The organism is Aequorivita antarctica, assembly GCF_007997155.1.
GTDB lineage: Bacteria > Bacteroidota > Bacteroidia > Flavobacteriales > Flavobacteriaceae > Aequorivita > Aequorivita antarctica.
In genome coordinates, this window is the sequence record NZ_VORT01000015.1 from 42,880 (window position 1) to 56,437 (window position 13,558).

Genomic DNA, 13,558 nt, shown 5'->3' on the forward strand with positions numbered 1-13,558 from the left:
CTACTCTATTTTATTAATTCATTTAATATTGTTGTAAAGCAATTTTCAAAAGCTTCCAAGGTGAAATTTTCCTCATATCTTTTTCTTCCCTCCCGCCCCATTTTTAAACGTAATACTGGATCAACAATGAGCATTTCCAATTTTTCGGCGAAGGCTTGGGCGTCGTCTTTCTCCACCAAAAAACCTGTTTTTCCTTCCAAAATTATATCCGGAATTCCGCCTTCTAAAGTAGAAACTACGGGTAATGAAAATTGCATAGCTTCAAGGTTTACCAGTCCAAACGTTTCATTTAAAGTGGGAAATGCGAAAATATCCGCCTCGGAAAAGGCCCACTCTTTTTCCGCTCCGTACTTTTTTCCAGCGTAATGGATTTTTTCAGATAAGCCAAGTTCCGTTACTTTTTTCTGAAACATTTCAGAAGTAATATCACTTTCGCCACCAATAAAAGTGCAATGAAAAGGAAGTTGCTTTTCCTTTAAAATTTTACAGGCTTCCAACAACACAAATACACCTTTGGCTTTCATTAAATTTGACAAAAAGAGAATCTGGACTTCCTGTGAATCTTCTTTTTCTCTAGCTATAATTGTGCTTGAAAATTCTGGAATTCCGTTCGGGCAGAAATGCACGCGCGATTGAGGAACGTATTTTTGTATTTCGGGATATAAATATTTTGACAGCAAAATAACGTCAGTATTTTTAAAAAGCATTTTGCACAGCATCACATCCAGCCATTTTTCCTGCCTTTCCACCATACTTCTGTTATGAAGGTGGTACACAATTTTTCGCCCAAAAAGTTTCGCTAACACTGCAATAAAGGCGTCTTTATAAAAAGCCTTTCCTTTTGCAGTTAACGCTATGTAAACTAAATCAGGTTTAAAAACCATCAATTGCTTTAATGTTTGAAAAACAATTTTCAAATACAGCCCAATTTTCTGTAAAGGGTTTTTACCTATTTCATCCAAGGATTTTGATGTTCCCAAATTGATATATTCGGAAGTGATGCTGGTGTTAATAATCGAACTATCCATTATGTATTTACCAACCATGGAAGAGCCGTGGACCGGTGGCGGAAGATGAAGAATAAACAGGACTTTTTTCTTCATAGCTGTTTTATTAATGCGCCTATTTTTTCATCAAAAGAGAAAGGCATTTTGTTGGCGCGAAGGGTTTTTATATCAGAATCCAACGGTTTCGAAATATCAATCGCAGCTTGAAGTTTTTCTATAAAATCCGTTTCATTTTTTGGGTCGAAGAGTTGGCCGTTTTTGCTATTGATTAAACTCGAAGCTCCAGCCGCAGTGGAACATAAGGTGTAACAACCACCGAGTAAAGCTTCGTTTACCACTGCTCCGTACCGCTCATAGGTACTGGGAAAGACAAATGTTTGAGAGAAAGTATACCAATTGTTAAGCGCTTTCCCTTCCTTTCTTCCAGTGAAAATAACTTTGTCTGAAATATTCAGTTCTTCCGAAAGTGTTTCCAATTCTTCCCGAAGATCTCCGTCCCCAACAAGTACCAATTTGCAATCATTATTTTCGACTTTTGAAAAACAATTCAAAAGAAAAGGAAGGTTTTTAACCTCTACCAAACGCCCAACAAAAAGGATGATTTTTTTTCCTTTCAAATTATATTTTTCAATGTTTGCTTTGGCTTCCTTTAAACTGTCCAAATATCTTCCGCGTAAAACGGAATCTTCATGAATAATAGGTAATTCAAGGGTTTTTGTTTTTTCCGAAACGTTTTCCTTGTACCAACTGCAAACTGCTTCACTTGTAAAAAGAACGCCGTTGCTATTTTTTGAAATTATATTTCGCAGCAATTTCCGCGCACCTTTTCGTTCTATGGAATTGTCAATACTGTCGTCACTTATGGTGTAAAGTCGAATGTTTTTTTTAAACAGTTTTACATATGCAAAAACCAAACAGGTAAGCGGACTGTATTCACTGCACAAAATAATGTCTGGCTTGTGTTTTTTTATTGCTGAAATAGCACCTGTGCGAAATGATTTTCCTCTAAACTCAAATCCTTTCTGTAGATAATTGGATGAAAATTCACTATTGCTTTTTAAATCGTCCTGATCAAATTTTTGATCGCTTACATTCATCAAGTTAAAATAAAAATGAGCGTCGAAAGCTCGGTGCAATTCATTAAAAAAGTCAACCCGATAAGGCGCCAAGGCGGGATGAAACATTAAAATGGTTTGCTTCGGTTTCATTTTTATATCAAATCTGCGTAATTGATTAAATGGTTTTGGGCTTTTTCAACAATTTCAGGACTCGTTAAAAAGTCGATTTCCCCATTTTCCTTTAGGGGATGAACCACTAATTCGATTGTTTTTTTATTGGAATTTAGAATAGATTGAAACTTAGTCTGCATCTCATTTTCATCACATCCAATAAGGCTGGAGTATCCATCCACGGTATCATACTTGTTCAATAAATAAAATTGATGGTAAAGCCTATAAATATTTTTTGGAAATGGATTGTTTGCCGCGTAAAGTATTTTCTGTGGGCGGATGTATGGTATTTTATATTTTTTGCCCACTTCAATCACCGCTTTCAAAATAGGAAAATAAAGGTGAAGGTGATGGTGATGGTCCAAATGTGTGATAGTTATTCCTTCGTTTTTAACCTTTTCAATCTGTAGGGAATATTCTGAAACTAACTCTTCAAAATTAAAATCACCATTCCTTATTTTCTTTACTGCGACTACATCTTCATAAAATTCGCCAGTTTGGGGGTCTAGCAAAGTAGCATACTTCTTTCCAATATTATTGGGCCCGTCAATAGCCAAATGCACTCCGATCCCGAGCTTTGGGTTTTCTTTCGCCAGTTGTATAGCAGCCTCAAATTTTTGTCCGCCCGAAAGAATGGTCGCGCTGGTAACAATCCCTTTTTGGTGGCATTTTACAATATTTTCGTTCACCTCTTCCGAAAAACCAAAATCGTCTGCATTGACTATAAGTTTCATAAAACGTTATTTGTTTTTTAAATCCCACAAACTTGGAAACAGCGTTTTTGCCCAAAGTTTCAAAAACATTTTTGGAACCTGCTTTGGAAAATGGCTTCTTCCGTAATACATATATTCTTTGTAAGCCAAACCTGTCGGACTTTTTAGGTATTTGATTCTGTTTTTGAGTTTTTTTGAATTGCTCCAATTATTTCCATGGTCATCTTTACAATAGCCACATATACCCGCAGTGATATAAATAGGAAAACCGGCTTTAAAAGCCCGCAGTGAAAAATCGTAATCTGCGAATGCGTGGCTGAAATTTTCATCGAAAAAACCAATTTCGTCTATCACTTCTTTTTCCACATATAGTATGTTTGCATTGGTAAGATGACACGGCTGTGGTATTTCTGAAGGCTGCACTAATGCATACGCGGGAAAATCAATTCCTTTGGTAAGTACATTGCCGCCGTATGAAATTTTACCGGATCTTTTTTCCTTGGTGGAGCCAGAGTACAAACCTCCTTTTTTGTGTTTTTTTAGACAATATTCTTGGGTCTCAATAATTTTTGAGAGAAAGTCTCTGGTTAATTCCACATCATCATTAAGAAGTAAATACCCATCATAATCACTATGTTTTCTTGCTTCATTGAAAGCGAGCCGCATTCCGCCCGCCCAAAATAAATTGCCATTCCCTAAAACAATATTTATTTCTGGATAAATATCGGTTACAGCTTTGCTCGTGCCATCTGTGCAGCCGTCATCGACCAGAAAGAATTCCATTTTCAGGTTTTCCGGTAAATTAGCCTTAAACAGCGTTTGAAGACACTGCAAAGTTTTTTCTTTCCTATTGTGGCAGGTTATCAGTACGGCGATTGTTTTCATCATAAATAAATACAAAGGGTAAACATAGAAATAAAGGATAATTCAACAAGGGCTCTCCCTGTAGTAAAAAAATGATACAAATAACAAATATAGCAGGGTGGTTTTTATTGTACCGAACAATATAAAACAGATAAAACAAAAAGCTTAAAATTCCCATAGATGCAAGAAAATCACTGAAACCGTTGCCATGCCCCAACACCTCTTTTTGGAGCGCAGGATGATCTGCAAACCTAGTTGAAACATCATAACCGTTTCCTACCAAAGGGTGTTTTCCGATATAATGGAGATCAAACAGAAGCGCACTCATACGGTCTGGGGCAAATTCCCCTTCATCCCTTTTAGATGCAGCAGCTACTTGGTCGTTCATCTTTTCCTTCATAAAGTCAGTGTTCTCATAAGTTATATAAGCAATGAGCCCGAAGGTTATTAAAATGGGCAATACAAAGGCCCCATATTTTTTTTTATATTCTATATAGATTGTTGCTATTCCAATTATAAAAAGCACAATATATCCGGTTGTACTATATGTTGTTATCAAAGCAATCAGAATGATAATAACCTTCCATTTGTGATGTTTTAGCAGCGTTCTTATATTCCCTATGTAGAATAGGAACGCTAAGCAAATATAGCAGGCAAAGGCGCCCGGCTCCCAAAACATACCTGAATTTCTGTGTCCAGGTCCATTTTGATGATATAAAATTATATTTCTTCCGGAGTTATCGAAATATGGATCAGTGGGTGGGGTATAGTATAACGGGGGAATATTTTGGCCCAACGAATTCCATGCAAATCCAAAGAGGCTTACTAAGCTAACAATAAATATTATTTGGAAGAAAGCGTATTTAAAGTTGTGCCCTACATACCTAATTATAATGTAACCCAACGTAATTCTTGCCATAAAAGCAATGGTACTTGGGAACGAAACATAACCCAAAACCAATTTCTGAAATAGGAATATAAGTGCGTAAAAAGCAAAAAATCTATAATAAATAATTCCTTTATTGATATTGAAATAGGTGTGATGTTTCGCTACAAGGAGAAGAACGAAAGCAATAAAAATATACTTTGAAGAATCGCCGGATAAACTGAATAAAGCATTTCCACTCATTGCCACAAACAAAAAAGTGTAGAGATAAACCGTTATTTTTTTTTTGGGTAGCGTCATACTAGTCTTTCATAATTCCAATATTTTCTATTTATCCCAGATTCCCGTGGCAGTATTGTTGATTAACTTTATGTATTGCACAGGAAAGAGTATTAGGTTAGGCAAGATGCAAATAATTGTTGCTATTATAACTCCTTCAACTCCTAAAGCAGTGTATTTAACCAAAACTATTGAAAGCGGAATGTTTATTATGGCTCCAATAGCAAAGGAATACATATGCAGTTTTATTTTTCCAATACCATTAATAAAATAATTAAACGGTGCATAGAGTACTGTCACGATAAAATATACGGCCATGCAGATGGTTAAGGCAGTGGGTATAATTACCAAATTTCCAATCCACACTTTATATACATAAGGAGCTATCAAAACCATAATTACAATTAAAATTACTGCTATGATTGCAAATTTTATAAGATTTTTCATTGCATTTTTAATCCAATCAAATTCTTTTTTTACATACGCCACGGTAATGCTAGACCAATACGGTACCAAAACCATAGTAAAGACCATCGAGGAAATACCCATGTACTTATAAGCAATGTTGTAAGGCACCACTTCTTCTGGACTGAATAGCTGAGTTATAATTAAGTTATCTGTGGAAAACATTATTATAACCGAAATCTGGATTATAAAAAAGTTTATACCCAATCCAAATATATCTTTGAAATATTCTTTTTTAACGTAAGCCCATTGCGGTTTAAACTGCTTGTATTTGGTTGAAAACGCATACAGATTTAATCCAAGCAGAATCAAGACTGGAAACAAGGAAAATATTGCCCCAAAAAACAACAGCGAACTTTCGGCAGTTTTAGTTAAAAGCCAAATTAAAAATAACGAACCCACTGCAATTATAAAACTTACCTTCCCTTGCATGGAATGGTGCTGATCTGCAGTATAAACAGATGTGATAAGCGTAAAGATGAGTCGCAGGCCGAAACAGCCAAAAACAATGGGCATTAATAATTCCAGCTGATCTTTTAATGCATTTGAAGTATTAAAAACTTTGGTCCAATCAATATTATAACTTGCGATTAAGGAAAGCGCCAAAAAAACCAGACAGATCGCACCTATTGTATAATAAGCAGTGCTTACATACCCTTTTGCCAATTCGGTATCTTCATTGGCTTTTGCTTCCGCAAATTTATTTCGCAAGCCATGCCCTAATCCTATATCAAAAAAAGTAAACCAAGCAATGAAAGAACTTAAAGTAAGCCAAATTCCATAGTTTTCGTTATCCAAAAATTTTATCGTCAAGGGCACTAATAAAAAATTTGCAATAATACTTCCTCCTTTGTAAACAAAAGACCAAAAAACATGTTTTGATATGTTTTTTGATCGATTGCTTTGAATACCAAGATTAGCTTGTATTTTACTTATTAATTCTCTCAATTATTTCATATAAATTTGATTGTAATCCACAGATTCCTTTTTCCAATTTATAGCTTTACTTGCTTAAAGTTTTCTTGATTATTTAAAAACCATTTATACGTAGTTTCAATGCCATGGGACAATTCTATGGAATCTTTCCAGCCAAGCGCATTCAACTTACCGCTGTCCATTAATTTACGCGGTGTACCATCAGGTTTTGAACTATCCCAAACTATTTCACCTTTATGGCCAACTGTTTTTTGTATAATTTCTGCCAACTGTTTTATGGTAACATCAGTTCCTGTACCTACATTGTACAAATGTTCAGGCAATGTATTTTTGACTGAAAAAATAACCGCTTTTGCAAGATCGTCTACATGCAAAAACTCGCGCATGGGCTTACCACTACCCCATAATAGCACATCTGTGTGATTATTCTTTTTGGCTTCGTGAAACTTACGGATCATTGCCGGAAGCACATGCGAAGTTTCCAAATCGAAATTATCGAAAGGTCCATAAAGATTGGTTGGCATTAAACTCACAAAGTCCTTCCCGAATTGTTTCCGAATAGCTTCACAGGCTTTTACGCCGGCAATTTTGGCAATCGCATACCATTCGTTGGTGGGCTCCAATGGCCCCGTTAATAAATATTCTTCCTTTAAAGGTTGGGGAGCTAGTTTTGGATATATACAAGAACTGCCCAGAAATATAAATTTTTGTACTTCGTTGCGGTGTGCTGCGTCTATAAGATTATTTTGTATTTGAAGGTTCTCCATCAAAAATGGATACGGAAAGTTGTTGTTAGCCAAAATACCACCAACCCTGGCAGCCGCATCAATAACCACTTGGGGCTGTTCGTTTTGAAAAAATGAGTTTACCGATTCCTGATTTTTTAGATCGAGCTCTTTACTGCTTTTTCCAATAAGATTACTAAAGCCCTCCGCCAATAGCGCACGCCATACGGCAGCACCTACCATGCCACGATGTCCAGCTACATATATTTTTAAATCCTTCTGCATGCTATTCGAAATAATTAAGAGTGGTAAAGCCTCCTTGCTTTAAGAATTGATCTTTTTTCATCAACATTAAATCGCTTTCCATCATTTCTTTAATTAGCATAGGTAGATCATAAGTGGCTTCCCATCCTAATTTTGTTTTGGCTTTTGTGGGATCGCCAATTAGCAAATCCACTTCTGTGGGCCTAAAGTATTTAGGATCCACTTGAAGCACTTGTTTTCCTATAGGCAATTGATAATCTGGATGCTTACATTCTTTAATAAAGGCTTTTTCATTTTCGCCTTCTCCTTTAAATTCCAATTCAATTTCAATTTCGGAAAAAGCCATACGTACAAAATCCCGAACCGCAGTAGTCTTTCCGGTTGCGATTACCCAATCTTCAGGTTCGTCTGTTTGAAGTATCATCCACATCATTTTTACGTAATCCTTGGCATGGCCCCAATCCCGCTGTGCGTCAAGATTTCCTAAGTAGAGTATATCCTGTAATCCTAAGGCAATTCTGGAGACAGCCCTGGTAATTTTACGGGTTACAAACGTTTCTCCGCGAATTGGAGACTCATGATTGAATAATATTCCGTTGCAGGCAAACATTCCATAGGCTTCACGATAGTTAACCGTAATCCAATATGCATACATTTTTGCAACGGCATATGGACTACGAGGATAGAAAGGAGTGGTTTCAGACTGTGGCACCTCTTGTACCTTTCCATATAATTCGGAAGTGGAGGCCTGATAGATACGTGTTTTCTTCTCCAGCCCAAGCAATCTTACTGCGTCCAAAATTCGTAAGGTACCAATGCCATCTGCATTTGCTGTATATTCAGGTACCTCAAAAGAAACCTGAACGTGGCTCATGGCAGCCAGATTGTATATTTCGTCTGGTTGAATTGATTGAATAAGGCGTATTAGGTTTGTACTGTCCGTCATATCGCCATAATGCAAAATGAAATTACGGTGCTTTATATGTGGATCTTGGTATAAATGATCCACCCTATCTGTATTCAACAATGATGATCGTCGTTTTAAGCCGTGAACAATATATCCCTTTTTCAATAGAAGTTCACTTAAATAAGCCCCATCCTGTCCTGTTACTCCAGTAATAAATGCTACTTTATCTTTCAAAATGTTTTCTTAAGAATTAATGCATAAATGTAGAGACTAAATTTTACTTATAAAAATAGCCCAATGTAATCTTACAATTAAATTTAGGGAGTGAATTGTGTGGTCCAAAAAGAAGTTTGGCCCATAATTGTTTTAAATATTATGCTTTGCTTAGCTTAGGTACGTGCAATTTTATCCTGCCTTGTTCGCGCGCCAATAAGCATGGCAGCAGACCCAATGCGGGTATTAATACAGCAATTATTAAAAATTGTATGTTAATGTTAAAATTTCTAATTAAGAAAGCAACCACAATAACAAATAAATTTGCTAAGCCTACCATTAGAGTGCCTTGTTTGTGGGATAGCCCCAAATCCATTAAACGGTGATGTATATGGTTTCTGTCTGCACTAAACGGACTGCGTTTCTGTCTAATTCTAATTATAAAAACACGAAGGGTATCCAAAATTGGAAATGATAAAATTGCCAATATTAAAACAGGTTTGTTTGGTATAGTGAACCAAATAGATTCGGATGTGTTCATCCCCAAAAAGCTAATACTTTGATAGGTTAATAAAAACCCTATGAACAAAGAGCCAGAATCTCCCATAAATAATTTATTCTCTTCAGAAAAATTAAACCTCAGAAATGCCAATAAGGCGCCTACCAATATAAAAGATATCAACATTAAAATGTGGTCTCCTTGAAACATAAAGAAAAAACCAAATACGGTGCTTGCTATAATTGCGATAGTACCAGCCAAACCGTCTATCCCATCTATAAGATTGAAGGCATTAATTATAAAAACAAAAACGAGTAATGAAATCACTACTGAGATTATATAGGGAAGCTCCCAAATTCCAAACAGTCCATCCAAGTTATGTATTCTCACATCAGTAAGTAAAATAACAAGCGCTGAGGCCATAGCCTGTCCTATAAATTTTTTCCTAGGTGAAATTCCTATTAAGTCATCTTTTACACCTAAAAAAAACATTATAGTAATAGCAGCCAATAGCAGCAAGAGCTGTTCTATATGAAATTGCTCAAAACTTTTTAAACCTCCCAATATCATTATTGATAGGGAAAATGCAATAAAGATTCCCACGCCTCCAAGGTTAGGGGTTTTTTTGGTATGCATACTCCGGGTCTCAGGAACTGCCATAAGATCCTTTTCATTTGCCAAGCAAATAATTGCAGGAAACATTTTAATAGCTAAAATGAATGAAATTATCACTGCGAAAATCCCCAATAAATAAATGTCGGAAAACAAATAAGATAAATAATCCATAAGATTAAGTTTTTAAAACCATTATGAATTAGAAGATAAATTGAATTACTAGTGGGTTTGTTGTTTTTAAATTTAATCTGTAGGGATACAATTAAAATCTTTCATTGCTAGGGGCAAGCAATGTTTTTATTTTAGGGGATAAATAAAAAATGAACTATCTTGAGGAGAAGCTATCTTTCGCCATTATTAAACAATAATAACAACTAATTGACACCCCAAAGATAGAAAAAAGACAGAAAAGTGGTTTCTTTAAAAATAAAATAAATGCACTATTAGCCAAACGGTTAGAGTTTATCGGTTAAATACACTTTTTTTTCTTTTTTTTTTAAACCTCTGTAAGAATTTTCATGTTTTTTTAAAAAAAACACTCCCATTGCCAAGCAAATTCTAAAAAAATCAACCCAAAAAAGGACACTTTTTAAATTATCTTGAAGGCTATTGCACAAGAAAAAATTAAGACCTTGTGTTTAAAGAATAATTTAGCCTTAATAAAAAAGGTCGACTTTTTAAGTCGACCTTTTTGGAGAAAATCTAGTAGCGGGAATTGGACTCGAACCAATGTCCGCCAAGGCGGTTATGAGCTCTCAATCAATTCACTTTTTATGAATTTACGAGGGCTTCGGAACCTATATATTATGGGTTGTGTTCAAAAACGTGTTCAGTTTCGTGTTCACTCGATTAATACTTATTTGAACTGCAATATAGAAAATATTTGCCAGCTGCAACGGCCCCATTGCAGTCTAAATCACAAATATCAAAAGGTTATAAATAATGTTGCGGCAATAATCCAAACTATCTCAAATTACTTTGAAAAAAGGGTTACACCTACAATACGCGCGAACGAAAAAATTGCACCAGTATAAGAGCCATATTTGCAAATAGAGAATTTTATAATTTAGGTTTTTAGTATTTTATCTTTTCCTTACAATCAAAATTTCATCATCCGAAAATTCCATCCAGGCAATGTCGTAGAGGTAATGGAACATCTTATTATGTGAATTGATATGAAAATGGGTATGGTATTTAAACCTAAACCTTTTCTTTTCGAGTACATTTCTGTACACCTTAACCTGGGCTTTATTTTCACCTAGCAATTCTGAAAGGATGGAATAGTTGCGTTTTAGATAGCTGTTAATTTCAATTGCTGCCTTTTTCGCCTCATAGCGAAGGTGTTTGTGGTAATGGTTTTTACAGTCTGTGGAACAGAATATTTTATCGGCCCTTCCTTTAAGGGGGCTGGAACATATTTTGCACTTTCGTTCCATGATTTATGCTTTTGTAACTGTAAAGATAGGTTATCCGTTCTTAACGGTTATACCTGCTTATTGTCGTTTGTCAACGGATAATGGGTTTTTCTTTGATTAATTTTGGGTAAACCATAAGCGTCATGCCGGAAAACCTTGTTATAATACTATTTCGTCCCGTTGCCAATGCGGGCCGTATTAAATTTCGTATTCCCTACCAAATGAAAGCGGAACGGGAGGCGTTCAAAAAGTTGGGTGGGGCCTTTTACCACTACAATCAGAGATTATGGAGCCTACCCAATACCCCTGCTAATATGGCACAGGCAGATGCGCTTTTTGGAAAAAAAATGATTGTAGAGGAAACCGTACTTCCTTCCGTAATACCACAATTTAAGGTTTCTGAAAAAATGCAGGAGGAATTGGATCGCAACCACCAAAAGATGCACTTAAAGGGATTTAGTGAAGCTACCATACGCAATTACCAGAGTAACCTAACGCAGTTCTTTAAATATTTTGAGGGCGCGGAGTATCGGGAAATCACTAAGGAGCAAATTGAGGGGTTTGTGTATTATTTAATCAGTAAATACAAGATTAGTGAGCAAAAGCAGAACCAGCTCATAAATGCCATTAAGTGCTATTATGAGCATAGCTTGGGTATGCCACGGGAATATTATAATATAACGCGCCCCACCAAGAGCAAAGACCTGCCCAACATACTGAGTGAGGGTGAGGTTAGGGCAATCATCAATTTTCCAACGAATACAAAGCACCGTGCCATACTCCATACCATATACGGGGCAGGCTTGCGGGTAGGTGAGTTAATAAGGCTGAGGGTAAAAGATATACGCAGTGCCGACGGTTATATTTTTATAAAAGATGCCAAAGGCAAGAAGGACCGCCATACTGTTTTGAGCCCCTTTCTATTAGAACTATTGCGATCTTATTTTAAGGAATACAAACCGAGCTATTGGCTTTTCGAGGGCCAAGATGGCGGACAGTATACTGCCCAGAGCGTGCAGCGCATATACCGCCAGGCCGTTAAGGGAACCAACAGCAATCCATGGAGTACGCCTCATACCTTGCGGCACAGTTTTGCTACCCACCTGATGGAACACGGGGTAAACATACGTTATATACAGAGTGCCCTTGGCCATGCAAGCACCAAGACCACGGAAATTTACACCAGAGTAATAGGGATTAGCAACAAAACATTGAAGAGCCCATTGGATAGCTTGTATGAAACGGCTATATTTGAAAAAGACAAACAAAAATGACATGGGGTACATGTGCGATATATACGTCACTCCTATGTTGTATATATACATGTTGTGCTTCATGCAAGAAAAACCGAAAAATGAGATTTTGGATTAAAAGAATATTAATATTAAGTATTGTTTGCTTGTCTTTTTCTTGTGGAAAACAAGAGAAATTTGAGAGCGGAAAATGGAAACAAGGCGGAGGGGAAAATTTGTTGACGGAAATAAGATTGAATATGACCGAAGACTTAATTAATAGTAAAATTCTCATTGGAAAGAATCAAACAGAAATTTACGAATTATTAGGGAATCCTGAACCAGTCAACACCTATTCAGAATCCGATACAAAATTTTATCCTGTAATGGAAAAGTATAAATGGAATGTTGACCCCGATGAATTAATATATCTTGAAGTAAATTTTAGTAAGGAGGGTTTAGCTGAAAATATAAAAGTTTATAAGACAAAATAAAGCACGAAAGCACAACACAGTATATAAGCTATGGCTTGGTCAGTCCTCACTTGGAAAATCCTGCGGATTTTCCAAAGCCAGTTTTTATTTGGAGAGGTTCGTGCTAAATCACGCCACAGCTCATATACATAAACGTTGTGGGGCAGTTGATCTAAAAAAAAGCAGAACGCATAAGGATCCATAAAAAGGGTTCGGACTTTTCCGCCAGGACGAAAACACGGTTTTTGGGCGGGAAACCGCAAAATCCCCACAAAGGCAATCGTTTATTTGCAGAGGATAGTAGAATGATTCTTTGGATGAAGATTTTTTTGGCAGTCGTATATTTTCGAAATCAAAGCTTGGGATTTTGCGGTTCCGATGGAGGCCATTTCCTTTTTGCGGGCGATAGTTGAGCCAATCAGTACGCTCAATCGAAGTAGGTGTATATTTACTAACAATCAAAAACCGTGTTTTCGGCAAGCCTCGAAGGCCAGTTCATATCAGCAAAGTTTCCGGAAAAAGGGAAAACCGCCCCACAACACGGGCTATAAGCAATGCTGGGTATGTGTTTAATTCAAAAGCAGTTGTATATTTACAAAGTCACCAAAACTTCATTTTGGCGAATAGAATAATAAGTAAAAAATAAAGTTTTGGCTTAGTGCGAGCTTCGAAAATCAGTTCATTTTTGGCGCACTGCTCATAGCCCAACCGTTGCCACCCATTTGAGAAAAATCCCGCAAACATTGAAAAACCCAAAGGACACGACGGAAAAATGAAATTGTGAACGGAATTAAAAATGCGGAATTAACACGCTGAACCGAATGCCAAACCAAATG

General features: G+C 36.4%; 12 protein-coding genes. 2 read left to right on the forward strand and 10 right to left on the reverse strand.

Annotated elements, in window-relative coordinates; all coding sequences use genetic code 11:
* Window positions 1-5: 5 nt before the first annotated feature.
* From ESU54_RS16020 to ESU54_RS16065, 10 genes are all read right to left on the reverse strand, one after another.
* Complete coding sequence (locus ESU54_RS16020) at window positions 6-1,103, reverse strand: glycosyltransferase family 4 protein (protein WP_111845494.1); 1,098 nt, start codon at window positions 1,101-1,103, stop codon at window positions 6-8.
* The gene (locus tag ESU54_RS16025) at window positions 1,100-2,215 is read right to left on the reverse strand and encodes a glycosyltransferase (RefSeq protein WP_111845493.1); all 1,116 of its coding nucleotides are present in this window, start codon (window positions 2,213-2,215) and stop codon (window positions 1,100-1,102) included. Before ESU54_RS16025 ends, ESU54_RS16020 begins: the two co-directional genes overlap by 4 nt.
* Before the next feature lie 2 nt (window positions 2,216-2,217).
* Complete coding sequence (locus ESU54_RS16030) at window positions 2,218-2,970, reverse strand: ChbG/HpnK family deacetylase (protein ID WP_111845492.1); 753 nt, start codon at window positions 2,968-2,970, stop codon at window positions 2,218-2,220.
* A 6-nt stretch (window positions 2,971-2,976) separates the two neighbouring features.
* Window positions 2,977-3,837 carry a glycosyltransferase family 2 protein gene (locus ESU54_RS16035; protein ID WP_111845491.1) on the reverse strand — a complete coding sequence of 287 codons (861 nt, stop codon included), beginning with the start codon at window positions 3,835-3,837 and terminating at the stop codon, window positions 2,977-2,979.
* Entirely contained in the window at window positions 3,797-4,999 is a 1,203-nt protein-coding gene (locus ESU54_RS16040; protein WP_111845490.1) for an O-antigen ligase family protein, read from the reverse strand. The genes ESU54_RS16035 and ESU54_RS16040 overlap by 41 nt, the downstream gene beginning before the upstream one ends.
* A gap of 27 nt (window positions 5,000-5,026) precedes the next feature.
* Window positions 5,027-6,391, reverse strand: coding sequence for a lipopolysaccharide biosynthesis protein (locus tag ESU54_RS16045; RefSeq protein WP_111845489.1), 1,365 nt, complete (start codon window positions 6,389-6,391; stop codon window positions 5,027-5,029).
* A gap of 47 nt (window positions 6,392-6,438) precedes the next feature.
* Window positions 6,439-7,389 carry a GDP-L-fucose synthase family protein gene (locus ESU54_RS16050; protein ID WP_111845488.1) on the reverse strand — a complete coding sequence of 317 codons (951 nt, stop codon included), beginning with the start codon at window positions 7,387-7,389 and terminating at the stop codon, window positions 6,439-6,441.
* A 1-nt stretch (window position 7,390) separates the two neighbouring features.
* Entirely contained in the window at window positions 7,391-8,509 is a 1,119-nt protein-coding gene (gene gmd / locus ESU54_RS16055; RefSeq protein ID WP_200830117.1) for a GDP-mannose 4,6-dehydratase, read from the reverse strand.
* Window positions 8,510-8,648: 139 nt separating this feature from the next.
* Window positions 8,649-9,773, reverse strand: a complete 1,125-nt coding sequence (locus tag ESU54_RS16060; RefSeq protein ID WP_111845486.1) for an MraY family glycosyltransferase — start codon at window positions 9,771-9,773, stop codon at window positions 8,649-8,651.
* 911 nt (window positions 9,774-10,684) lie between these two features.
* The gene (locus tag ESU54_RS16065; RefSeq protein ID WP_111845485.1) at window positions 10,685-11,038 is read right to left on the reverse strand and encodes a hypothetical protein; all 354 of its coding nucleotides are present in this window, start codon (window positions 11,036-11,038) and stop codon (window positions 10,685-10,687) included.
* 122 nt (window positions 11,039-11,160) lie between these two features.
* On the opposite strand from ESU54_RS16065, the gene ESU54_RS16070 reads away from it, so the two are divergent.
* Both ESU54_RS16070 and ESU54_RS16075 read left to right on the forward strand, forming a co-directional pair.
* Entirely contained in the window at window positions 11,161-12,291 is a 1,131-nt protein-coding gene (locus ESU54_RS16070) for a tyrosine-type recombinase/integrase (protein ID WP_111845484.1), read from the forward strand.
* A gap of 80 nt (window positions 12,292-12,371) precedes the next feature.
* The gene (locus ESU54_RS16075; protein WP_146744030.1) at window positions 12,372-12,743 is read left to right on the forward strand and encodes a hypothetical protein; all 372 of its coding nucleotides are present in this window, start codon (window positions 12,372-12,374) and stop codon (window positions 12,741-12,743) included.
* The last annotated feature ends 815 nt before the right edge of the window (window positions 12,744-13,558 follow it).

What these genes read in the sequence shown, in the direction of transcription:
- ESU54_RS16020 (WP_111845494.1), bottom strand. Translation starts at nt 1,103, where the DNA reads ATGAAGAAAAAAGTCCTGTTTATTCTTCATCTTCCGCCACCGGTCCAC.
- ESU54_RS16025 (WP_111845493.1), bottom strand. Translation starts at nt 2,215, where the DNA reads ATGAAACCGAAGCAAACCATTTTAATGTTTCATCCCGCCTTGGCGCCT.
- ESU54_RS16030 (WP_111845492.1), bottom strand. Translation starts at nt 2,970, where the DNA reads ATGAAACTTATAGTCAATGCAGACGATTTTGGTTTTTCGGAAGAGGTG.
- ESU54_RS16035 (WP_111845491.1), bottom strand. Translation starts at nt 3,837, where the DNA reads ATGATGAAAACAATCGCCGTACTGATAACCTGCCACAATAGGAAAGAA.
- ESU54_RS16040 (WP_111845490.1), bottom strand. Translation starts at nt 4,999, where the DNA reads ATGACGCTACCCAAAAAAAAAATAACGGTTTATCTCTACACTTTTTTG.
- ESU54_RS16050 (WP_111845488.1), bottom strand. Translation starts at nt 7,389, where the DNA reads ATGCAGAAGGATTTAAAAATATATGTAGCTGGACATCGTGGCATGGTA.
- ESU54_RS16060 (WP_111845486.1), bottom strand. Translation starts at nt 9,773, where the DNA reads ATGGATTATTTATCTTATTTGTTTTCCGACATTTATTTATTGGGGATT.
- ESU54_RS16065 (WP_111845485.1), bottom strand. Translation starts at nt 11,038, where the DNA reads ATGGAACGAAAGTGCAAAATATGTTCCAGCCCCCTTAAAGGAAGGGCC.
- ESU54_RS16070 (WP_111845484.1), top strand. Translation starts at nt 11,161, where the DNA reads ATGCCGGAAAACCTTGTTATAATACTATTTCGTCCCGTTGCCAATGCG.
- ESU54_RS16075 (WP_146744030.1), top strand. Translation starts at nt 12,372, where the DNA reads ATGAGATTTTGGATTAAAAGAATATTAATATTAAGTATTGTTTGCTTG.